We start from the raw sequence: 23,097 nt of genomic DNA, 5'->3' as shown, positions 1-23,097 counted from the left end.
CTAACTGAGCATGAGTAAGGACGACACAGATGGGTCGACGCATCGGCGCCATCTGCTCACGCGAACCCAAGTCGGTGTTTGGGGCGTTGCCACGGCGGCTCACGCTGTGGACGACTGAATCAATCGCAAAGCTGTGACTGCGGCTAGGCGCGTGCCGGAACCGAGCACCGAGCCGGGTGAGACTCAGGAAGTCGCGGCGAGGCACGGAAGAGCTTCTCGCGGAGCGTTCCCGGCGCGTAGTCCTGCTGCATGAGGCCGCGGCGCTGAAGGACCGGCACGACATGAGTCACCCACTCATCCGCCCAGCCCAGAGTCTCCGGCGGGACGAGGTTGAAGCCATCAATCCCTGCGTCGGCCCAACGCTGCACCTCATCTGCGATCTGCTCCGGCGTGCCTGCGAACCGCGCCGCAGGAGCAACAGACGGGACCGCATCGGCCACGGAGACGTCCGGGTCTCCGAACGCCGCCACGATCATCTCAAGCCAATAGCGCCCTGTCGTGGATAAGGACCCGTCCTCGGCGAGGAGACTCGAGATTGTCCGGTTGAGGTCGATCTCGGACATGTCGACTCCGCTGGTGCTGAAGAAAGCGAGCAACGCCTGGGGATTCAGCGCTTCACGGTAGGCCTTCTGCTTCGCCCGAGCCTCAGCCTCCGTGGAACCGATGACCGGCGCGAACATCGCGATGCATGCCACGGCGTCCTCGGGTCGGCCGGCGGCAACTGCCGCTTCGCGAACGCGCTGCACATCCCTAGCCACCCCGTTAACCGCCTGCGTGCCGAGGAACGTCACCTCGGCATGCGTCGCTGCGAATACTGTTCCTCGCGATGACGATCCCGCTTGGTACAGCAGCGGTGTGCGTTGCGCCGTCGGCTGCATCATCGACGGGCCGGCGGTGCGGAAGTACTTGCCCACATGATCGACGCGGTGGATTCGCTTGGGGTCATAGAGTGTGCCAGTCGTAGCATTCCGGACGGTCGCTCCGTCCTCCCAGCTGTGCTCCCAGAGCCCGTATGTCGCAGCAAGGTAGTCGTCAGCCATCTCGTACCGCTCATCGTGTTCAGCGAGGCCATCGAAGCCCATGTTCCGAGCGGCGGATTCCAGGTATGAAGTGACGATGTTCCAGCCGACCCGACCATTCGTCATCATGTCCAAGGTTGACATGCGGCGCGCGAACTCGAACGGGTGCGCCTGGATGATTGAGCTGGTCATCGCGAAGCCGAGATGCTCCGTCGCTGCTCCCAGAGCTCCGATGAGCACGCTGGGATCGGCATCCGGGAACTGGAGCCCAGCTCGGATCGCCGCGTCCGGGGATCCCTGGTAGGCGTCGTAGATCCCGATCGTGTCGCCGAAGAAGATCGCGTCGAAACGCCCCTCTTCGCAGACCCGGGCCAAATCGATCCATCGATTGACGTCACTCCACCCATCCACCATATGCGACCCCTGTGGACTGCTCCAGGTGCCCCACCCTTCATGGAACGGCGTGAAGTGGGCGAAGTAGTTCCAGATAAGCGGACGATTGGCCGGCATGTGATCTCCTAAGCGTGAACGATGTGTGGGAGCTATCCGCGGTCCTCTGCCATTAGCGTCAGTGCGGGTCGTTCGCGATTGGCGCGAGGCGTCAATCGCTGGTCTTCCATGTCCCGACCGGCTGGTGGTGTCCCGGTCAGCACTCAACGGCTCACGGTGAGTGGGATCGATGATTTGAATTTATATCGATGATCGTAGCTATGGGATGACGTTCTGTCACGACCCGGTTAAGTTCTCGACATCGCTCCTATTTGATGGTGCCTCGACAACTGTCCGCAGGGAGGCTTCAAAACACGCTGACGGCGTCCATCGCCGACAGCGGACCTTCCATCGAGCAAGACGCCTGCGGGCGCCTACCGCCGCCAGGCAAGGTCCCCATCTGGGATGGGTTGCTACGCGCTCGGACGAATCGACACCACTCACATGAAGATCACACGCGCGCCTGTGATTTTCATTGCATCACCACTTCTCGTGAAAGCCACGAGTACTGGTGTCATCCCCACCGCCATTGCTTCAGGCGGGCGCCGTATCGGCACGGTCCTCCGAAACACCCGATCTCTGACGAGAATCCGGCGAGCCTACAGCAGTGATCGCGATTTCGTCCGATCCACCCGCCGCAGGCGCAGCTCACTCGCTCCGGCACTCGACCGCCAGACGCTCCAGCAGTGGCACGCGGCTGAGTGCGGCGTCAACCAGCTTAAACAGCATCGGCGGTGGGCCACGCCCTGATATGGAATCAGTTTTGTCAAGAGGCGCAGGGTGAAGCGGCGTCCATGACCGTCGTCATGGACGCCACCCTGGTCACCGCCCGCGCTCGCCGTGGTCGACGGGGGCACCCGACGGATGAAAGCCCTATCCACGCTTCAAATTCGGAGCAGCCTTCTCTTTGTCGCTAGGGGTGGGGTTTGGCGAGTTCGGGAAGTTGCATATCCGAAGTGCCGGTGTAGGTGTCAACCAGCCGCGCAGCACTGAAAGCCGCCCCGCGTGCCATCCCGGGCACGCCGCGACGGCTGGTGCTGCCTCGCGGTAAAGCTGCCGATAGACAACGTCGGACAGTCACCTCTTCAAGCACGCAACGCTTCCCTGCGGCTCTCGCCTGCGGCGCGTTTGCGTTGGTAGTACACGCCTCGGCCGATAGGCCATGGTGCGTAGCACGAAGTTCAGTTGTCGATCACCGGGCCCGGGAAATGCGGTGGCGAACGACGTCTCCGGAAGACGTCTCGATCGGAGCGGTGCCGGTGCAGCTGGCGAACGCGGCGGCCGGCCGGAATCGGCCGGAGGGTTTTGCCAGCGACGTCCCGGGGGGCGCACTCGTGTGAGCATCTCGGCGGCCCGGTCAGGTCAGCGCTCAGACCGCGGGCAGAGCCGCAGGAATCAGATGGGTGAGCACGATCGGGAAGCCGATTGAGGCCTGAGTGCGGGTGTTGGCTAGGTCGCCCAAGATGCTCGACGATCGCGCGCAACGCAGTGACCGCGGCATCGATCCGGGGCGGTAGCCAGGCCGTGTCCGGTCAGGGCGGCGATACCGACGGAGATGGCATCGGCGTCGTCGCTCTTGCAGCCGTGACCGGTGGACAGCAGCCTTACCCCGGATGCCGGTTTCGCAGGGACATCTACCACTGCCACACCATCGTTGCCCAGGCGCGCCTCGTCAGCGGTGCACCCAGGCTGGTCGCATCCTCGACGGCCCACTCGGCATTCGTCCATTGCCGGGCGAATCGATGTAGCTGTCGGTATCCGTTGTCGCCGACCTGCACCCGGATCGTGGCTAACGTCCGCTGAGGGATCGACCGCGGCTGCCGTCCGCGCGACGCCTTGTACGGATCGACGGTGATCATTACCCGGTCTGTGGGATTCTCAAGCACCTGCATAACCCGACCCCTCGACTCGACTTCGTTGCGGTAGCGAGGAGGGCACATCAACTTTCGGCTCTGCAGGCCTCTATCAGCCACCCACGCCGTCGGCAGCGACCGGGACGCAGGCGGTCGAGGAGCCGGCCTCGAGCGGCGGCAGGTATTCGCCGAGCGATCCGGGGGGCCTACGAGATCATGGCGGCAGGCCGTGATTTCCTAGTAAGTGAACAAGTTGGTATGGGCAGTCTTGTGCCAGCTAAACCTGATTCCACCGAAGGATCAGCTGTATAGCAGCGTGTCGAACTGAAGAAAGTGCCCCCTGAACTGGGAAGATTGGAGTTCTCACACAACCATCCCACCAGTTCAGGAAAGGCACTTCCGGTGAAAGTGTCCCACACGTTCGTCGACGGCTCCGCCGTGTTCGACGAGGACCATCTCGTCTCGTGCGCCGGACTGGTCCCGGTCATGACATTGGCCGAACACACCCACCTACCGGACCTCCTCACCGAGAAAATTTCGAACACCACCACCAAGGTCGCGTCCGGAGCGGCGAACCCGGCACCGAAACTGCTCACCCTGATCGCGGGGATGTGCGCCGGCGCTGACAGCATCGACGATATCGACCTGCTGCGCTCGGGCGGCATGACACACCATTTCGCAGGTGTCTACGCACCATCCACTGTTGGAACGCTACTGCGCGAGTTCAGCTTCGGCCATGCACGTCAGCTCGAATCCGTGCTCCGCGAACACCTGATCGCACTCACCGGACGGGTCGAGATCCTGCCCGATCTGGCCGAGCAGGCGTTCATCGACATCGACTCGCTGCTGCGCCCGGTCTACGGCCACGCCAAGCAAGGCGCCTCCTACGGACACACAAAAATCGCCGGCAAACAGATCCTGCGCAAAGGCCTGTCCCCGCTGGCAACGACGCTCAGCACGACGGACTCCGCGCCGATCATCACCGGCATGCGAATACGCGCGCCGGGAAAGCTGGCTCCGGTAAAGGCGCAGGTCGGATGGTGACCCAGGCAATCGTCACCGCCCGGGCTGCGGGCGCAACCGGGACCATCGTGGTCCGCGGGGACTCTGCGTACGGCACCCGCGCGGTCATCTCGGCATGCCTGCGCGCGAAAGAGTACTTCTCGCTCGTCATGGCCAAGAACTCCGCGGTCCAACGCGCGATCGACTCGATTCCCGACGAGGCGTGGACACCGGTGCGCTATCCCGGAGCGGTCCGCGACCCCGACACCGGCGCCTGGATCTCCGACGCCGAAGTCGCCGAAACCACCTACACGGCTTTCGCTTCCACCACAACTCCGGTGACCGCCCGGTTGATCGTGCGCCGCGTCAAAGACGCCCGCTACCCCGACGCATTGTTCCCGATATGGCGATACCACCCGTTCTTCACCAACACCACCGCCCCGGCCGCTGACGCCGATGTCACCCATCGCCGGCACGCGATCATCGAAACCGTCTTCGCCGCCCTCATCGACGGGCCCCTGGCACACATGCCGTCGGGGAAGTTCGGGGCGAACTCCGCCTGAGTTCTCTGCGCGGCGATCGGCCACAATCTGCTGCGAGCCACCGGCGTTCTTGCAGGTGGTAGGAATTCGCGCGCCCGTGGGGCGACGCTACGACGCAAGATCGTCAACATCCCCGCCCGATTGTGTCGGCCGCAACGAAAACCGATTCTGCGGCTCCCCCCGCACTGGCCCTGGTCGGCCGCGTGGCTTCGATTGTGGACCAACACCATCCGCCACAGCCCGCCCTCGACCATCTGAACACTGACCGACCCGCCGCGACGGCACGACCGGAACCGCATCGTGGAAAAGCTGGGCATACCAGCGGTCACCGCATGCCCGCAATGCCCCCACATCCACTCCCCCGGCCGGAACGGGCTTCGGCATCACGTCGGTGAATCCAGGCCAAAGGTGACGCTGCCCGCTGAGACCAAGCGGAGCAACGATTTGTGAAGCTCAAAGCGTGAATGAGGGTGTTCACCAGCCCTTCCCGCTGCTTCCCACCGCCCTCGGTGGCATCGTGACCGCAGCGCCAAAACGCATCTTAACCAACGACTCAAGAGTCAGATCTAACACGCAATTCAACCAAGTACTTGCTTGAATTCGTTCATTGCACTAGCTTGCATAGTAGGAGTCCTACCCTGCTTCCGACCGCTGCCGTACAGCCTCGTAAATCCGGATCGAGTAAGTAGGCCAGGAAAGGTAGACAATACGATGACGACTGTCGAGGTGCAGGACAGCTCAAGATCGGTAGTGCTCACCGTGTCGAGCGTGATCGAGGAAACCCCCGACTCCCGGTCACTGGTCTTCGACGTCCCGGCAGACCTCGTCGGCAAATTCGCCTACAAGCCGGGCCAATTCCTCACCCTGCGCATACCCAGCGACCGCACGGGATCGGTCGCCCGGTGCTACTCGCTGGCGAGCTCACCGTTCACCGACGGCGCCCCCAAGGTGACCATCAAGCGGACAGCTGAGGGCTACGGGTCGAATTGGCTATGCGACAACGTCGCCGTCGGCGACACCCTCGAGGTCCTCCCCCCGTCCGGACTCTTCACCCCCAAGTCACTGGACCACGACTTCCTGCTGTTCGCGGCAGGCAGCGGCATCACGCCGGTGATCTCGATCCTCAAGTCCGCCCTCACCGAGGGGTCCGGCAAGGTCGTGATCTTCTATGCCAATCGCGACGAGAAGTCGGTCATCTTTGCGGAGGAACTCCGCACGCTCGCTAGCCAGTATCCGTCACGGCTCGTGACCATCCACTGGCTTGAGACTGTCCAGGGACTGCCGCGCGTCGAACAGCTCGCATCCGCCGTCGCGCCCTACCTCGGGCACGAAGCATTCATATGCGGACCGGCGCCGTTCATGGACACCATTCACAATGCCCTTACCGACGCCGGAATGCGGCGCAGCCAGATGCACGCCGAAGTGTTCAACTCACTTGCCGGTGACCCCTTCCGTGACGCCGAGGTCGTGGAGGTCACCGATGATGAGGTCGCCGACGCCGCCACCGTGGAAGTGGAACTCGACGGCGAGATCCATAACCTGAGCTGGCCCCGCAAGCAGACTCTCGTCGACATCATGCTAGCCAGGGGAATCGACGTCCCCTACTCCTGCCGGGAAGGCGAGTGCGGGTCCTGTGCGTGCACGTTACTCAAGGGCAAGGTCGAGATGGAGAACAGCGAGATCCTCGACCCCGAGGACATCGAGAACGGCTACATCCTGGGCTGCCAGGCCCGTCCGATCACCGACCACCTCAAGATCGAATTCTGACCGGGATTCGCGAGCATCTTTACGGCACCATGCTGGGGCGGAAAGCAACTGAGGATAAGTGGATGTCTGGTATGGCATACTGCTTCCCGCATGCCAGTCCCCTAGCCCGTGACGTGGTGGGGCCGATTCCGCCTCGGATTGGTGATCCGATATCGGGCCTTCCGGCCAGATCCCTCGACGAGGCGTGCGTCATCCGGATTGCCCTTATCGCATACACACACAGGAGCCTGCTATGGACACCATGATTGACAAATTCTTCACCACCCCAATGTCGTGGTTGCTCGCGGTACCGGTCGTCCTGCTGGACCGCATACTTAGGCCGGACTTACCTGAAGTACGCCGCTATGCAGCACTCGAATCCAGTAAGCAGCGGACCAACACTTCCACATCCAGCACCAACCGGGCAGATAACGCATCGACCACGACATGCATCGTGCCGCACATATGATCCAGCCGTAAGAGACACGAACTCTAAGGGTTAACTCGCGAACACGAATCGACAGACGACCGAGACCGAAGGGGCTACTCGGGCATGTCGTAGCCCACGCCCCGATCGCGGGCTTGCTCTCCGGGCGCGTTCCGCTGGGTGACCAGAGCGGCAGAAATCGATGCACGGCACCCATAGACTCTTCTGGTCGAGTGAGCGCCTCATCGACCAGCAACGACGCTGGTCGGGCACCAGGTCGTTTTCGCTAACCCACCCCGCCCGCTTGAGATACCGAGATGACAACGATTAACCACACCGTCCGTACCTCAGGACCAGCTAATTTCGTGACCGGTCTAGAAGGCGTGGGCGCCTTCACAAGCGACATCGCCGAACCCGACAAGGACGGTGGCGCACTGCGCTATCGCGGTGTCGACATCGAAGAACTCGTTACCAAGGGTGTGACCTTCAGCGACGTCTGGGCACTTCTCGTCGACGGCGAATTCGGCCGAGGCCTGCACCCGGCCGAGCCGTTCCCGCTGCCCATACACACCGACGACGTGCGCGTCGATGTCCAGGCCGCCACCGTTACCGACCGCTTCATGGTGCGCTGGTAGGACGACCCCGACCCCAAGCACGTCGAGGCGATCGACGCTTACTGGGTGTCGGCGCCCGAGCACGGCATGAACGCCTCGACGTTCACCACCCGGGTCATCGCCTCCACCGCCGCTGCCCTGTCCGGTGCCGTCGGCGCGATGTCCGGACCGCTGCACGGTGGCGCGCCCGCGCGGGTGCTGCTGATGATCGAAGAGACCGAACGCACCGATGATCCGCGCGGACTGGCCAAGGCCATCCTCGACCGCAAGGACAAGTTTGTGGGCTTATACACGAAGCCTACGCGAGTTTCCCTTGATGCAGACGCACCGCGCACCACAAGATCCGGCCTACCCACACCCATGCATCATCAGTTGGAGAAGGAAACCTTAACCCCCACATAGCCACCCGCGTGCGCTGACCTCGCCCCCCACCGAGTCTGCGCCGGCTCGGGTCATGTCAACGCCGTTCGTCCTCGCTACGCTCCGGGCGCTCCGCATTGACCCTGACCCTCACTCTGCGCTGCCCACATGGAACGCCGAAAGGCCAAATCGCCAACATTGACAGGCACCGCTCCTACAGGGATGACAAACACAGAAGCACCCTGAAGCTCACTCGCCTTTCGGGATACCACCGCGACTACCTCAAGTTCGTCGCCGCCGAACTGAACAACAGACGGCGAAAATGTCATCGATGGCGCACAACCTGCGAGAAATGCGAAAACTACTATCGGATCCGCAAGAGAATCCATCAAGTGTTGTGTTGACGGGTCTAATTCACCCCGCGCTCAAGTGCCTGTATCTAATCAATCGGGCTCTGGACCCGACCGGCAAGGGACGCGCACGATAGACATACGAAGTGGGAAGGAGCGCTGAACGACTTTGCGATCACCTTCGAAGTACGAATCACCCCGAACAGCAACTTATCCCATGTGTCAGAACCGGATCCACCGATTACCTGACAGACCCACCATCATCGATGAGACGATCTCGCGGCCAGATCAAGGCTGAGGTTTCGCCGTCGGTGCGCAGCGGACGAGGGCCGAGCGTGTCGCAGTGGCCACAACAAGACCGTCCTGATTGCGCGCGACATGGCGCATGGTGACGACACCCTCTCCAGGCCGACTCGCCGAGGGACGCTTTTCTGCCACCGTGGTTTCGGCGTAGATCGTGTCGCCATGGAATACCGGCCGCGGGAATGCGATCTCGGTGAACCCGAGATTTGCCGTCAACGTCCCCTGGGTGAGCTGGCCGACAGACAGTCCGACGAGCGTCGAAAGAGTGTGCATCGAGTTCATTAGGCGCGCCTTGAATGGGGACTGCTGATCGCTGAATTCTGCGTCGAGATGCAGGGCTTGAGGGTTCATTGTGAGAGTCGTGAAGAGCACGTTGTCGGCCTCGGTCATCGTTCGACCGGGGCGGTGTCGGTACACCACGTCGGTGTCGAACTCCTCGAACCACAGTCCTCGCTGCACGATCTCACGGGCAGGTTTCTGAGTGGTTGGGAGCGTCGGAGTATCGGTCATACGGCCTCTTCAATCGTTGATGAATTGGTGAATCGCGTCGTGTGCAGCGACGTGCTCTTTGAGAAACGGCAGCTGGAGGAATCCGTGGGGCGTGCCGGGGTAGATCGACTCCACAACTGTATCTCCGAGGTCTCGCCGTCGAGCGACGAGACCACGTGACTGGCTATGCAGAGGATCTTCCGTGCCGCTGAGAACCAGCAGTTGAGGCCACGATTCAGTCGCCTGGATCGGGTTAACGCGTGGGTCTAACCTCAGATTCTCAAACTGCTCAGTCGGGAGGTAGAGCTGCTCATGCGCGCCTGGGCCGCCCACGATCGGCCCGAGAGTCTCAAGCGCGGCATGTACGTCGAAGATGCCGTAGGCCAAGACGATGTGTGAGATTTCCGTGCTCAGCCCAGCACTCAGGGTGCCGGCGGCGAGATTGGCTCCTGCGGAGTCTCCAACCAGGCTCACGCGCGTCGGGTCGCCACCGAAGCGCGTGGAGTTTTGAGTCGCCCACTCGATGCTCCGACGGGCGTCGTCAATGGCAGCAGGGAATCGGTGACGTGGCGCACGCCTGTAGTCGGGACACACTACGACGGCTCCGCGTCGGGCCATCTCATGACTCACCCGCCGGTATCCCTGCGGGTGACCTGTCGTCCAACCGCCGCCGTGGAGATACACCAGGACGGGCCAGGGCCCAGGAGTCGTGGGGGCGAGGACTTCGGCGCGCAGACCCCAGGGGGAACGGTCGATCACCGTCACGTGCGACAGCGATACTCCGCTGATGAACTCGAAGTCCATCGCGGCTTCGAAGGCGGTGAGCAAGCCCCGGAGGTCCCAGCCCGACGGGACCCGAAAAGAGCGCATGTAGTCCAACAGCGCCTGTTGCGCGGATGCGGAAAGAGTGTGGTCATTTGGCATGGCTCTGCTAGCGTACCAACCAAATTCTTGGTCTACTGTCGAGAGGTCCCATCATGCCCGAAGCGGTTGTTGTCTCCGCCGCGCGTTCCGCCATCGGTCGCGCCGGAAAAGGTTCCCTGAAAGATGTCCGTCCCGACGACCTCGTCACAGAAGTCATCCTCGCCGCTCTGAGGAAGATCCCGGAACTCGACCCGAGCAGCATCGACGACCTGCACCTGGGATGCGCTGAACCGCAGGATGAGCAGGGTCGGAACATGGCGCGACGCATTGCCGTGCTGATGGGGAACGACAGCATGCCTGGAACGACTGTGGTGCGGGCCTGCGCATCGAGCCTGCAGACCGCACGGATGGCATTGCATGCGATCAAGGCGGGCGAGGGAGACACCTTCATATCGGCCGGAGTCGAGTGCGTGTCGCGATTCCACGGCGGGATGGCCGGAGTCTTCGATCCGTCCACGGACAATCCGAAGTTCGCCGACGCGCGCCACCGCACGGAGCGCATCGCGAAAAGGGGTGAGAGCTGGTCCGATCCGCGCGAGGACGGCTTGCTGCCTGACGGATACATTTCGATGGGTCAGACCGCCGAAAACGTCGCACGTTACAAGAACATCAGTCGCGAGGACCAGGACGAGTTCGCGGTCCGCAGCCAGCGACTGGCTCAGGATGCCATCGAGGCAGGCTTCTTCGCTCGCGAAATTGTGCCGATTCGAACTCCGGACGGCAACCTAGTCACTCGGGACGATTGTCCGCGCAATGGTGTGACGTTGGAGGGGGTCTCCGCGCTGAAGCCGGTCTTCCGCAGGGACGGGACGGTGACGGCTGGGAACAGCTGCCCCCTGAACGACGGTGCGGCGGCGACGGTCATCATGAGCGACACGCGCGCGAAGGAGCTTGGGATCATCCCACTGGCCCGCATCGTCTCTACCGGTGTCTCCGGTCTGTCGCCCGAGATCATGGGCCTTGGTCCGGTCGAGGCCTCACGCCGTGCCCTGAAGCTCGCGGGCTTGTCCGTCGATGACGTCGATCTGTGGGAGATCAACGAGGCATTCGCAGCCCAGGTCGTGGCGAGCTCTCGCGAGATCGGCTTCGATCCTGAGCGTCTGAACGTTCACGGCGGGGCGATCGCCCTCGGGCACCCATTCGGGTCGACCGGAGCCCGACTGATGGGAACCCTGATCAACGGCCTGCAGACGCGGGACGCCGAGATCGGTGTCGAGTCGATGTGCGTCGGTGGCGGTCAGGGCATGGCCCTGGTGCTCGAGCGCCTGAGTTAAGCACGTGCTGTGCCGTCGCAGTGGCGCGGCGGCACGGCACGAACGTCACGCGTTCTCGATTGACTCCAGGCCCGCGCGTATGGCAGGGAGCACCAGGTCTCCTGCGTGCTCGAATCCGTCCCCGACGGTCAGCCCCTGGACGTGGCGGTGATGCAGACCCTCAAGGATGGCTGCTCGCTTGAAGTGCGCGAGCGCGATAAACCAGGGCAGCCTGGACACGTCTCTGCAGGAAGCTCGCGCGTACTCCTCGATCATCTCCGTCGAGGCCGGAAACCCGGGGGCGAGACTCGTGTCAAACATCATTCCGTCCTCGCCACACACGTCGTGATTGCGCGACACCAGCAGTGCCAGGTCGGTGAGGGGGTCACCGAGCGTTGCCATCTCCCAGTCCAGCACGGCGGTGATCCGACCGTCCTCGACGAGAACGTTGTCGAGGCGATAGTCCCCGTGCAGCAGGGTCGCCGCATCGGGTTCCGGAACCCGGTCCCGCAGTGCCAGCGTGAGGTCCGCGGCTCCGGCCAGATCTCGGGTTGCGGAAGCTTCGAGCTGACGCTGCCAACGGTCGACCTGGCGGCGAAGGAAACCTTCGGGCCGGCCTAGCTCGCGCAGGCCGGGACCCTCGATTGGGACAGCGTGGAGCCGAGCCAGCATCCGGACGAGCTCGAGAACCAGCGCGCGTGTCGACTCGGAACCGAGGTCCGCGAGGTCGCGCGCAGTCTGGAAGACACGACCCGGGACGTAGTCCATCACGTAGAACGGTGCGCCGATGACCAGCTCATCGGTGCACAGGTGAATCGTGTCCGGTATCGGGACATCGGTGTCCCTGAGGCTGGTGAGTACGCGGTGTTCGCGAGCCATATCGTGCGCCGTCGAGAGAATGTGGCCCAGTGGGGGTCGGCGGAGGACGAATCGTCGGTCATCGACCTCCAGCAGGTACGTGAGGTTCGAGCGACCCCCCGCGATGAGCCGTGCGCGGATGTCACCGTCGGGCCATGAGGCGACAGTGCGCAGGTGGCGTGACAGGTCGGTCAGGTCGAGTCCAGGGAGGGTTGTGCTGCTCATGTGACCTCGTGATGTTCGTGGAGCGCGTCGCGCCCCAGCTGCGGTTCGGACGAAACGTGTATTGTATTCACAATACAACCAAGCATTCGGTCAAGGAGCAACATGTCGTCTTCGCGTAATTTGGTCGTCGTCGAAAACGTCGGCGCTGTCCGTGTGCTCGAGTTGAACGATCCGGAGCGCCGCAATGCTCTCAGCGGAGATATGCGACTTGCGCTGCTTGCCGCTTTTGACGACATCGCTGTCGATCCCACCTGTATGGCCGTTGTCCTCACCGGCAGCGGTGGCGCGTTCTCTGCGGGTGGAGACCTATCGAACATGCCGCCCAGCTCACTCACCGACTCGCGGGGCCGACTTAATCTCATGGCCGACCTGATTCGGTCCATCGCCGATTTGCGGGTGCCGGTCGTCGCCGCAGTAGAAGGCCCGGCGGCAGGTGCCGGAATGTCGATCGCCCTGGCGTGCGATCAGGTCGTCGCAGCGCGGTCTTCCACCTTCGTCGCTTCCTTCGTCCATGTGGGACTTGGCCCCGATGCAGGTCTTTCCTGGCTGCTTCCTCGCAGGGTCGGAGTCGGCAAAGCCGCCGAAATCCTGATGTTGGGCGAACGCATCGATGGGGAATCCGCTGTGAGCACGGGGATCGCCGATCGGCTCGCTGACGACGGCGCGGCGCGGAAGGCCGCGACGGACCTGGCCGGCCGCCTGGCCGGCAAAGCGCCGCTCGCACTCGCCGCGATCAAACGACTTCTACTGCCTCTTCCGGTTAGCCTCAACGAGGCTCTGGCCGCGGAGCAGGCGGCTCAGGTGCCGTTGCTGGCGAGCGCCGACTTCTTGGAAGGCAAGGCTGCATTCTACGAACGGCGACCGGCCACGTTCTCAGGACGCTAACCGAGAGCAGACCAAATGCTTGCTAGAATTTCAGATTCTGATGGCTGAGAGGGTGACCGACATGGCGGCGCGGGGTAAGGCACGACCGACGGTACGTGTGAAGAGCCAACCTGATTCGTCGAAGCGTCGCGAGGAGCTGCTTAAGGCGGCGGCCGAGACGTTCGCGGAGATTGGATATTCCCAGGCGCGCATCCGCGATATCGCCGCGCACGCGGGGATCTTGAACGGAAGTCTCTACTACCACTTCGACACCAAGGAATCGATCGTCGAGGAGCTCCTGCACCGCTACTTCGACGAGCTCGACCGACGTTACGACGCGATCGTACCGGATGGTGACATCGAGTCGGCGTTGGTCGACCTAATCAGGGTGACCATGGTGCTCGCTTCGGAGCAGTTGAGGATCGTGCAGATCCTGCAGAAAGACTGGCACTACTTCACGACACAGTTCCCGTTCGTCCGACAGGGCCTTAAGCGCGCGGAGGCCAAGTGGGTCGAGCTGCTTAGGCGCGGCGGTGAGGCCGGAGTCTTCGATGCCGAGCTCGACCCCGTGCTGGTGTACCGAAGCATCCGGAGTGCCATTTTTGACGCAGCGGTTTCGGACGGAAACAGATCGCGCCGCAAGCTCGATCGCCTCGTCGAGCTTCAGACTCGGCTCTTCTTCTCCGGTCTCCTCGTGCGCTGAGTAAATCTACCTCACGCTCGTCCCACCAGTCATCGATTCCCTCGCAAATGGACTGGTCTCCGTAAGTTGGACTGGTAACACGAGGGCCTGAGCCCGGTATTGCACCGGACTCAGGCCCTCGAGTCTTTCCGAGGTGCGGTCGTGGTTGTAATCGTGGAGCGCCGCATCGAGGGCGTCGATGTCGAGGTAGGACACCTGGTGGAAGCACCCTTACTCTAGGTGTCCGAAGAAGGCTTCGATCACGGCGTGTCGATTCATGGGTAACGATCCGGTGCATTAGCCGGTTAACAGGCAGTTCTCCTTGCGGACATCGATTGTTACGCACCAGCTTTGGCGAGTGCCCTCCCCCATCTCCCGTGCTGGTCTTGGAAGCCTTGGCCGGAGTTCACCAGCGGGTGCTGGTCGGGTTCGACGGTGGCGATCGCGGCACGCAGCGAGGCGTGGTCAGGTCAACATTCGGCGAGCGGCCGATCGAGTAGGCGATGATCGCGCGGTTGAACAAATCATTACCGGTGACAGATACAGCTTGTTCTCGCCGACCCGGAACTCGGTGACATCGGTGACCCATTCTGGTTGATCGCGTCGGCAGTAACGGCCCAGCAAGTTGTCGGCGATCTGACCTGTCCGGCCACGATAGGACACGTAGCGCCAAGGGCGGATCCGGCAGACCAAACCGAGCCGGTGCATCAGTTTCAGGACGGTTTATTGGCCACCTGCCGGCCGGCCTTGACCAATCCGCGGTGCACCCGTCGGCACCGTAACGTGCCTCGTTGACGTGGCAGATCTCGCTGATCGCAGCCTCGACCTCCGCCCACGGATCGGAGTCGGCGAGCCTGGCTTGGAGATAGAAGTACGGCGACCGTGCCAGCCCGGCCGCGGCGAGTAGATCGTCGAGACGGCGATCTGCCTTGAGGGAGAGGACAGCCCGAACCTTCAGGACTGTCGGCGCTGCCTCATCAAGATCCGCGGTTTACCCAGGTACGTATTCTCCGTCCGCTGACGACGCTCGGCGAAAGTGCTCAGATTTGCTCGGTGAAAGTGCCCACCTGTGAGCGGTGATTACTGTAGCGGTTGGCGGGGTGTGGTGGTGGCTTTGCGGAGGTTTTCGGCGGGCGTGATGATCCCGAAGGCGGTAGGAGTCCCCGTCCAGATTGAGCACCACGGACCGGTGCAGGAGCCGATCGAGCATGGCCGCGGCGACGGTGGTGTCACCGAGGACCTGACCCCACTCGCCGACACTGCGGTTTGTCGTCATGATGATCGAGGTCTTCAGATACCGTTGCGTGACAACCTGAAACAGCGCCGACGCCGCCTCGCCCGGCAACGGGAGATAGCCCAGTTCGTCGACGACCAGCAGGGTGGGGCCGGCGAAGAACCGCATCGTCGTCGCCCACCGGCCCTCGATCGCGGCCCGGTGGCAGCGGGCGGCGAGGTCGGCGGCGGTGGTGAAATAGGTGCGGTAGCCGGCGTGCACCGCGGCCCGCGCGAGCCCGACCGCGAGGTGTGTCTTGCCGACCCCCGGCGGGCCGATGAGCAGCAGGTTCGTCGCGGTTTCGAGGTAGCGGCAGGTCCCGAGCTCGGCGATCAGCTTCCGGTCGAGGCCCGCGGCGGCGTCGAAATCGAAGTCCTCGAGCGACGCCGGTGTCGGCAGGCACGCGAACGGCAGTCGTCCGGCGAGTCGGCGGGCCTCGGTGGCCTCGACCTCGATCGAGAGCAACTCCTCGAGGGTGGCGGTCATCGACAGGTTGGTCTGTTGCGCGCGGTCGAGGACGCCCGGCAGGGCTTCGGCGGCGTCGTGGAGTTTGAGCGCCGCCAGGTGTCCGCGCAGGCGTTGGTAGAGGCTGGCCGCCTCGGCGGTGTTCGGCGCCGGCACCGCATCGGGGATCGGGGTGGTGGTCATGCGAGGGTGTTCCTTCCGCGGGCGGCCCGCTCGTAGGTGGACAGGTCGATGACCGTCGAGGCCGTTGCAGCTGAGGGTTCGACCGCACTCGATGTTGTGGTGGACGGTTCTGGTGGTGGTGCGGCGCAACACGTCCGCGGCGGCGATCGCGGCGGGTCCGGGTGGGATCCGCTCCTTCCGGCGGTGTGGGCGCCCGGCGGACCCGGCGGCGGCCATGGCCGCTTGCTCGAGCGCGTAGACATGACCGTGATCGCGGACGATCGCCCCGGCGCCGTCCGGGGCGAGGCGGTGGCGGGCGATGGTGATCTGCGCGGTGGTGACGATGTCGATCACCTCCGATCCGAGGACTTGGGTGACGGTGACCTGCGCCGACGCCAACTCCGGGGGCACCGAGTACCGGTTGCCGCGGTAGGACACCAGCGCTTGCCGGGATGCGGTCCGGGGTTCGGTGAGGATCGCCGGATACGGCGTGGCCGGCAGCGCGGTCAACGGTTCGGCGGCCGCCACGGTCGCCACCGAGGCCTTGCCGTTGGCGGTGGCCCGCATTCGGGTGTCGCCCCGCAGCCGGCAGAACTCGTCCACGCGTTGTTGGGCCTGTTCGACGGTGACGTCGTCGGGCAGGGTGCGCCACCATCGTTGCGCGGCAGTGTGGTTGGCCTTCTCGACGACACCTTTGCGGTTCCCGGCTTTGGGTGGGCAGATCGCCACCGAGACGCCGTAGTGCTTCGCGACGCCGGCGAAGCTCGCGGTCACTCGGCCCGACTCGGGGTGGCAGACGGTGGCCATCCGATCGAACCGCCACTTCCTCGTCACGCCGCCGAGCCGGCGGCTGACCCGGTCGAGGCCGTCGACGAGGTGCGGTTGGGTCATCGCCGGTGCCAGGATCCCGCGCCAGCGCCCCGAATGCGCCAGGGAGCCGACCAGTAGGTGCGCCATCGCGCCCCATCCCCAGGAGGTGGGTGGATTCGGCAGATCGACCCAGTCCCACTGTGTTTCCTCGCCGGGCGGATGGTCGATGATCGCGTTCGCCCGGTCGGTGGCGTTCGCGCAGGCCTCGCACACCGGGCGGAGTTTGCGGTCACGGATCTGCCGGGTCAGCGTCGGATACGACAACCGGTAGCCGAGGTCCTCGAGCTCGTCGCACAGGGTGCGGGCCCACAGGTGCGGGTCCTCCCCCAGCCGGTAGGTGACGTACTCGACGAACGGCTCGAACGGGTCCTCACGTGCGGGTTTACGGGTACCGGGGGTGGTGACACCGTTGATGTAGTTACGGATGGTGCGGCGGTTGCGTCCGGTGTGGCGGGCGATCGCCGAGATCGTCCAGCCCTGCTTGTGCAGTGCGTGTACTTCCACGTCTTCCTCCCATGTCAGCATGAGATTGCGGGTCTCCCTCGAATCGCTGGTGTGTGGTCAGAGACCACCAGCATCGAGGGAGACCCGCCCTCATTGGCGGAGCCACACGGGTGAGCACTTTCGGTAAGCAGAACTGAGCATTTTCAGCGAGCGCCATCACCGCAACCACTCGTTCTCGCGACGCAACTTCTCCAACTCGCTCATCTGATCGACATCCGGGTGCGGGACCGACCCCGCGGCTAGACCCGCAGCCCGTCGACGCCCTCACGGCGGTATACCCGCACCCACGTCGTCAACAGCTGGGGTGAGGAAAGATCAGCCTCCTGGGCCAGCGACGGCGCACTCTGCCCGTGAAGAACCGCTCCACCAGGTCGCGCTTGAGTTCAACCGAGTACGACGGCTTCACTCGTTCTCCACCAGCGCACCTCTGCCACGAATCCGCCAACGCTGATACAGCTGCTCTACCGGCCAGCGCGGAGACACTCCAAGCATCGTCGCGACCGTTTGGTCACCGAAGCCCTGCTCGGAGCAGAGGCTACCGCCAGTTCACGCCGTTCCGACGACAACGAACTACGCATATCCATGCGACTACTCCCCGGAAGTCGGAACTGATTTCTCAGTCCGACTCCTGGGGGCAGCGCAAAACAAGGGGATTCGCCTTCTCCGATGCGGCGAATACAACCAAGCAATTGGTTGTATTTTCGGATCGGTTGCCCTAGGCTGCGAATGTGGAAAAGCCGCTGCAAGGAATTCGCGTCCTGGACCTGTCCCACGCCGTAGCCGGCCCGTACGCGGCACGCATGATGGCCGATCTCGGAGCTGACGTCGTGAAGCTGGAGTCGCCGCGCGGCGACTCCACCCGACTCTTCGGTGAACAGCGCAACGGGACTTCAGGGTTCTTCGCGCAGTACAACGCGGGCAAGCGGAACATCAGCCTCGACCTGCGTACGCCTGAAGCGGTGGAGACGGCCCGGTCACTCGCCTCGCGCGCCGATGTGCTGATCGAGAACTTCAGGCCAGGAGTTCTGGCCCGGCTCGGTCTCGGGTATGACCGGCTCTCGTCTGAGCATCCGGGCCTCATCATGCTGTCGATCTCCGGATTCGGCAGATCCGGCGACGAAGCGTCGCGAGCCGTGTACGCGCCGATCATCCACGCCGAGGCCGGCCTCGTCGCCCGCCAAGCGGAGCACTCAGGCGGTCGCGTCACGGACCTGACCACGTCGGTCGCCGACTACACGGCCGGCCTCCATGGCGCTATCGCTGTTCTGGCTGCGTTGACCATGCGAACACGAACCGGCCAAGGTCAGCGCGTCGACATCAACCTGATGGACGCCATGTTGGCGACCGACGACCATGCCCACTTCGTGCTCGACGACGCCCCAGTGACCGTGCTCGGAGGAGAAGTATGGGACGCGCCGGGCGGATCTCTTATGTTGGGGAGCGTCTTTCGCAACACCTGGAACCAGCTGAAGCGCACGTTTGACCTTGACGACCCGGCGTCGCCGAACATGAATCTCGCCGAGAAGATCAGCGTGCGGCGTACCGCCGTGGGGGCGTGGATCCTCAAGCACGGGTCGAGGGATGCCCTCATCGCCAATCTTGAAGCGGCCAACATCGCATGGGCTGAGATTCGATCGGTCGAGTCCGCCTTCTCCCCCCAGCGGCTGTCAGACCGAGGCATGGTCGGCGAAATTGCGGACGGTGCTGGAGGCACACGCCGCGTGATCCAGTCGCCGTACCGATTCTCCTCAGCAGACTCAGGTGTGGCGGGCCCCGCCGTGCGTCGCGGTGAGCATAATGAGGCCGTCCTGGCCGACTGGCTCACGCTTGGGTCCGACGAGGTCGAGCACCTGGTCTCAAGCGGTGCGCTGTCACGAGATCCTGCGGCGTACGCGTGATCACGCAGGGTCAGGTCAAGAATCTCGAGTTCGCCGACCTCTATCAGGTCAACCTCTCGGGCGCCGACCTCCGGGGCGCCCGACTACGGGGCGCACGTCTCGTTGAGGTGGACCTGTCGGGCGCCGACCTCACCGGCGCCGACGTGCGGGACGTCCTCGGCATGTGGTCACGCAACCGGCTCGACGGTGCCACGCTCGATGCCGCCGATCTCCGGGGGTCAGACCTGTCCGGGGCATCACTCGCCTGCGTCAGCCTGCAGGGAGCGAATCTTGAGGACTCTCGATGGGAGTCGTGTGACCTGCGTGGAGCCGACCTAACGCGTGCGCGGGTAGGGTGGCGATCCATTTGGCTTACCGAGTCCACCTTTCGCCAGGGCAACGGCGCGTCGGTGTGGTTCGACCACGCTGACCTCTCAGGCGCGGTAATGACCGAGGCGCATCTCCCTGGAGCTTCATTCTTCGGTGCTCGGTTCGACCGAGTCGACGCTACGGGTGGCGTCTTCACAGGCGCGAACTTCGCTCAGAGCGATGTGTCGCACGCGAGCTTCGACGAGGCCGACCTCTGCGGTGTGGACTTCCGATCAACGCGAATCAGTGGCGGATCGCTGCGCGGAACGTCCCTCCTTGGATCGGTCCTGATCGACACGGTCATCACAGATGTCGATCTGACCGGAGCAAGGACGGGAGGGACGGTTTTCTGGGGATCGGACGCGCCGTCGGTTGCGACCGACCACCGGATCGTCCACCTAGGCCCGAGCCTCCATGCCAGGGTGGAGGCGCCGTCCCGGACCGTGTTAGTTATGGGCGGACGAGAGTCGGGCAACGCCGCGGCCACTCTCTGCTCCGCACTCCAGGAGGTCGGACTGCGGCCTTTCCTGGTCGATGCCAACGATCTCCGTACACCGGCCGGGCCCGTCGTGGCTGTACGGGCTTTCGAGTCCCACGGTGCAGCGATTGTGTTCGACGACGCGACCGACAGCAGCATTCTCACGACGTTGCGCCGATCGGTGCACGGTGCTCCGAGCTGGGCTTCGCGTGCTTTCACAGTGCTCTCCCGCGACGGCCTCGAGCCTTCTGCGAACGAGGCATCGGCCGGCGCCCTCGATTTGGATGTAGCCGCGGCTATCGAGCTCACGCGGACCCGGCTGTCCACGAACGAAAGGTATTCCACCTCATGACCGGACTCAGCGGCGTCGCCTCGATAGCGGCGGCGGGAATGACGGCCTTGACGACAAGGTCTAATCGAAGCGTACTCGACCAGGCGGCCGAGGCGACCAGGGCAGCGTTGACCGCGGCGGGACTTCAACCGTCCGACGTTGACGGCATCGTCAGCTACAGCATCTACGACGACTCAGTATGGTCAGAGTCAGTTGGCACGGCAATCGGCGCCGGGGACTTGTCCTACGTCATGGACTTCGGGCAGGGAGGCCAGTCGGCGTGCCACATGGTGGCTCATGCGGCCATGGCGGTATCCGCCGGTATGGCCAACACTGTCGTCGTCTTCCGCGCACTCAACGGCAAGTCGGGCAAGCTTATCGGTCGGATGACGCCGCCATCGGCCAGCTCCGAGTACCGCTACTCCCTGGGGTACACGGCCTACCCGCAGTACATCGCTATGTGGACTCGCCGCTACATGATCGAGACCGGCGCCACCGAGGCCGATCTCGGAGCCGTCGCGGTGGCCGCCCGCCGATGGGCTCAGCTCAACGACCGGGCACAGTTTCGTGATCCGCTGACCCTCGAGGACTACTTCGAGTCACCCTACGTCGCTGCCCCCTTCCGAGTCCTGGACTGCACGCGAGAGATGGACGGAGCAGCTGCGGTCATCGTCACCTCGACCGAGCGGGCGCGGGACCTGCGGTTGAAGCCCGCAGTCATCGCTGGTGCGGCGTGGGCCTCTCACGGATTCGACCTCGACATGGGAGGTCGTCTCAACGACGATACCTCCCGGAACTTCTCGTCGTATCTCGCCGATCGACTCTGGAAGCAGTCCGGCGTGGGTCCCCAGGACGTTGACCATGCCCAGCTCTATGACTGCTTCACAGGTGCCCTGCTGCAGAACGTTGAGGGCCTCGGTCTCGCTGAACGTGGTGCTGCAGGGGCATTGTTCGCCTCCGGGGCCACGTCACCGGGCGGCACGCTCCCGATCAACACCAACGGGGGTCTTCTCAGTGAGGGGTACCTGCACGGGATGAACACGGTGGCAGAGGCCGTCTGGCAGATGCAGGGACTGGGTGGCGAGAGGCAAGTCGTTGATGCCGAGGTGGGCGTCGTCTGCTCCGGCGGGTCCTCTAGCGGTTCCGCCATGGTCCTGACGAGCGACAGGTAGGAGAAGGCATGACCAGCACGCTGAACGGGATGAACGACGAGTTTCCCGAGACCGCTGCCTACTGGCAGAACCTGAACCAGGGGCGCCTGACCGTGCCCCACTGTGAAAGGTGCGACCGGTACTTCTTCCCTCCGGCGCCAGGCTGTCCCTCCTGTGGAAGTCCGGACCATCTCAGCCAGCGCGAGGTGAATGGCCGGGGTGTTGTCTACTCGTGGATCGTCGCCTACTTCCCGTTCGATCGGAACTTCATCCCCGAGGTGCCCTTCGTCATTGCCGAGGTGCAGCTCGACGAGGGCCCGCGGCTGTACACCCGTTTGCTCGACGTCGACGTCACGGCCGACTTCGCAAACGTCGGTGTCATCGTCGGGATTCGTGATCGTGATGGATTACCCCATCTCATCAGTGAGTTGGTGGCACCGTGAGCCCGGCGAGCGACGACGGCACCTGGCCTCTCGCGCTCAAGCAGAGCGGACCACTCGCCGGCGTGCGAGTCCTCGACTGCACGCGTCTGCTCCCCGTCGCCTACGGGACTCAGATGCTGGCTGACCTGGGAGCCTCGGTCCTCAAGGTGGAGCCACCCGGGGGGGAGTACGGGCGAGCGATGCGGGCCGAGTTCGCGATGTCGAATCGAGACAAGGGCAGCATCGAGCTGGATTTGGGAGCGCTCGACGAGCGTGAAAGCTTCCTCGGATTAGTCAAGTCGGCCGATGTCGTGGTCGAGAGCTTCCGTCCGGGTGTCATGTCCCAGCTTGGACTCGACCACGCCATCCTCAGCGGGGTCAACCCGGCGATCATCCTGTGCTCCGTTTCGGGTTACGGCCAGACCGGCGACGGTTGCGGTGTTCCGGGTCACGACCTCAACTACTGGTCCGTGGCTGGGGGCATCCAAGTTGCGCCCGGACGCGCGCCGCAGGTCTTTCCTGTGCCCGTGGCCGACATGGCTGCAGGCATGATGGCGGGCTTCCTGGTGTCCGCAGCCGTCGTCCAACAAAGAGCGACCGGTCGCGGCACGCACATCGACCTCGGGATGGCGGACGTCTGCCTATCAATGAACACGCTGTCGGCGGCTCGTGCCTGGAACGCCGATGATCGCATCGACCCGGACGTTGATCCCCGGCTTCAGGGCCTGCCGTGGCCGTCGCTGCTGTATGCGGAGTGCCCCTGTTACGGCACCTACAGCACTGCAGACGGGCGGTATCTCAGTCTCGGTTGCGTCGAACCCCACTTTTGGAAGTGTTTCATCGACGAGATTGGTCGTCCCGATCTTGAAAGGGACCGCCTCGCAGAAGGACAGCGCGCGCTCGACGTGCGGGCGGAGCTGCAGGAGATCTTCGCCCAGCAGGACCGGGACCACTGGCTGCGGCGGCTGGCGGCGGCGGATGTCTGCGTGTCGTCGGTGAACACGATCGACGAGGCGCGGTCGGACCCTCTGTTTGCCCATCGGGATATGACGTGGACGGACCACGACGACGTTACCCACATCGCCTTCCCAGCCAGCCTCGACGGACTCCGCCCCGGCCGGTCCGGTGCCGCACCGACGATCGGCCAGCACAACCCCGTCCTTCGCTCATCGCGCGATGCGTGATCGGGACGCGA

The 23,097-nt window shown here is 63.9% G+C and carries 17 protein-coding genes and 4 pseudogenes; 12 read left to right on the top strand and 9 right to left on the bottom strand.

Annotated elements, in window-relative coordinates:
* Positions 1–143 precede the first annotated feature (143 nt).
* From JQT59_RS02480 to JQT59_RS02470, 3 genes are all read right to left on the bottom strand, one after another.
* Positions 144–1,529: an NtaA/DmoA family FMN-dependent monooxygenase gene (locus JQT59_RS02480; RefSeq protein WP_213571488.1), complete on the bottom strand. Its 1,386-nt coding sequence runs from the start codon at positions 1,527–1,529 to the stop codon at positions 144–146.
* A gap of 1,171 nt (positions 1,530–2,700) precedes the next feature.
* Positions 2,701–2,820, bottom strand: a complete 120-nt coding sequence (locus JQT59_RS02475; RefSeq protein ID WP_213571571.1) for a transposase — start codon at positions 2,818–2,820, stop codon at positions 2,701–2,703.
* A gap of 322 nt (positions 2,821–3,142) precedes the next feature.
* Positions 3,143–3,400 (bottom strand): hypothetical protein, encoded by a 258-nt coding sequence (locus tag JQT59_RS02470; protein WP_213571487.1) that lies wholly within the window; start codon positions 3,398–3,400, stop codon positions 3,143–3,145.
* Between the two features lie 363 nt (positions 3,401–3,763).
* Between JQT59_RS02470 and JQT59_RS02465 the strand changes: the two are divergent.
* The 4 genes and pseudogenes from JQT59_RS02465 to JQT59_RS02450 all read left to right on the top strand — a co-directional run.
* Positions 3,764–5,163: pseudogene (locus JQT59_RS02465) on the top strand (IS1380 family transposase).
* Positions 5,164–5,616: 453 nt separating this feature from the next.
* Positions 5,617–6,672: a ferredoxin--NADP reductase gene (locus JQT59_RS02460; protein ID WP_213571486.1), complete on the top strand. Its 1,056-nt coding sequence runs from the start codon at positions 5,617–5,619 to the stop codon at positions 6,670–6,672.
* A 232-nt stretch (positions 6,673–6,904) separates the two neighbouring features.
* A complete protein-coding gene (locus JQT59_RS02455) occupies positions 6,905–7,120 on the top strand; it encodes a hypothetical protein (RefSeq protein ID WP_213571485.1) in 216 nt (71 codons plus the stop codon).
* Positions 7,121–7,395: 275 nt separating this feature from the next.
* Positions 7,396–8,058, top strand: a pseudogene (locus JQT59_RS02450) (citrate/2-methylcitrate synthase); the annotation flags it as partial.
* A 632-nt stretch (positions 8,059–8,690) separates the two neighbouring features.
* On the opposite strand, the gene JQT59_RS02445 reads toward JQT59_RS02450, so the two are convergent.
* Both JQT59_RS02445 and JQT59_RS02440 read right to left on the bottom strand, forming a co-directional pair.
* Positions 8,691–9,215, bottom strand: a complete 525-nt coding sequence (locus JQT59_RS02445; RefSeq protein ID WP_213571484.1) for a MaoC family dehydratase — start codon at positions 9,213–9,215, stop codon at positions 8,691–8,693.
* 9 nt (positions 9,216–9,224) lie between these two features.
* Complete coding sequence (locus JQT59_RS02440; protein ID WP_213571483.1) at positions 9,225–10,118, bottom strand: alpha/beta hydrolase; 894 nt, start codon at positions 10,116–10,118, stop codon at positions 9,225–9,227.
* Positions 10,119–10,171: 53 nt separating this feature from the next.
* On the opposite strand from JQT59_RS02440, the gene JQT59_RS02435 reads away from it, so the two are divergent.
* A complete protein-coding gene (locus JQT59_RS02435; RefSeq protein WP_213571482.1) occupies positions 10,172–11,392 on the top strand; it encodes an acetyl-CoA C-acetyltransferase in 1,221 nt (406 codons plus the stop codon).
* A gap of 45 nt (positions 11,393–11,437) precedes the next feature.
* On the opposite strand, the gene JQT59_RS02430 is transcribed toward JQT59_RS02435, so the two are convergent.
* Positions 11,438–12,454 carry a phosphotransferase family protein gene (locus JQT59_RS02430; RefSeq protein ID WP_213571481.1) on the bottom strand — a complete coding sequence of 339 codons (1,017 nt, stop codon included), beginning with the start codon at positions 12,452–12,454 and terminating at the stop codon, positions 11,438–11,440.
* A 102-nt stretch (positions 12,455–12,556) separates the two neighbouring features.
* On the opposite strand from JQT59_RS02430, the gene JQT59_RS02425 reads away from it, so the two are divergent.
* A complete protein-coding gene (locus JQT59_RS02425; protein ID WP_213571480.1) occupies positions 12,557–13,339 on the top strand; it encodes an enoyl-CoA hydratase/isomerase family protein in 783 nt (260 codons plus the stop codon).
* A gap of 40 nt (positions 13,340–13,379) precedes the next feature.
* Complete coding sequence (locus tag JQT59_RS02420; protein ID WP_213571479.1) at positions 13,380–14,021, top strand: TetR/AcrR family transcriptional regulator; 642 nt, start codon at positions 13,380–13,382, stop codon at positions 14,019–14,021.
* 6 nt (positions 14,022–14,027) lie between these two features.
* Here JQT59_RS02420 and JQT59_RS38260 read toward each other — a convergent pair whose 3' ends face one another.
* From JQT59_RS38260 to JQT59_RS02405, 3 genes and pseudogenes are all read right to left on the bottom strand, one after another.
* Positions 14,028–14,216, bottom strand: a complete 189-nt coding sequence (locus JQT59_RS38260; protein WP_213571478.1) for an IS3 family transposase — start codon at positions 14,214–14,216, stop codon at positions 14,028–14,030.
* Positions 14,217–15,080: 864 nt separating this feature from the next.
* Positions 15,081–15,921 (bottom strand): annotated as a pseudogene (gene istB / locus JQT59_RS02410) (IS21-like element helper ATPase IstB).
* Positions 15,918–17,295: pseudogene (locus JQT59_RS02405) on the bottom strand (IS21/IS408/IS1162 family transposase). The pseudogenes istB and JQT59_RS02405 overlap by 4 nt, the downstream one beginning before the upstream one ends.
* Positions 17,296–18,002: 707 nt before the next feature.
* Between JQT59_RS02405 and JQT59_RS02400 the strand changes: the two are divergent.
* From JQT59_RS02400 to JQT59_RS02380, 5 genes are read left to right on the top strand one after another with little or no spacing between them, the layout of a single operon-like run.
* Positions 18,003–19,172 (top strand): CaiB/BaiF CoA transferase family protein, encoded by a 1,170-nt coding sequence (locus JQT59_RS02400; protein WP_213571477.1) that lies wholly within the window; start codon positions 18,003–18,005, stop codon positions 19,170–19,172.
* Positions 19,169–20,350 carry a pentapeptide repeat-containing protein gene (locus JQT59_RS02395; protein WP_213571476.1) on the top strand — a complete coding sequence of 394 codons (1,182 nt, stop codon included), beginning with the start codon at positions 19,169–19,171 and terminating at the stop codon, positions 20,348–20,350. The genes JQT59_RS02400 and JQT59_RS02395 overlap by 4 nt, the downstream gene beginning before the upstream one ends.
* Positions 20,347–21,501 (top strand): thiolase C-terminal domain-containing protein, encoded by a 1,155-nt coding sequence (locus tag JQT59_RS02390; RefSeq protein WP_213571475.1) that lies wholly within the window; start codon positions 20,347–20,349, stop codon positions 21,499–21,501. Before JQT59_RS02395 ends, JQT59_RS02390 begins: the two co-directional genes overlap by 4 nt.
* An 8-nt stretch (positions 21,502–21,509) precedes the next feature.
* Entirely contained in the window at positions 21,510–21,923 is a 414-nt protein-coding gene (locus tag JQT59_RS02385) for a Zn-ribbon domain-containing OB-fold protein (protein WP_213571474.1), read from the top strand.
* On the top strand, positions 21,920–23,086 hold the full coding sequence (locus tag JQT59_RS02380; RefSeq protein ID WP_213571473.1) for a CaiB/BaiF CoA transferase family protein: 1,167 nt from the start codon (positions 21,920–21,922) through the stop codon (positions 23,084–23,086). Before JQT59_RS02385 ends, JQT59_RS02380 begins: the two co-directional genes overlap by 4 nt.
* Positions 23,087–23,097: the final 11 nt, after the last annotated feature.

It is taken from the genome of Rhodococcus sp. USK13, assembly GCF_018343855.1.
Taxonomy (GTDB): domain Bacteria; phylum Actinomycetota; class Actinomycetes; order Mycobacteriales; family Mycobacteriaceae; genus Rhodococcus_F; species Rhodococcus_F oxybenzonivorans.
The sequence above is the reverse complement of the archived record's forward strand: the minus strand, read 5'-3'. Positions and strand labels throughout refer to the sequence as shown.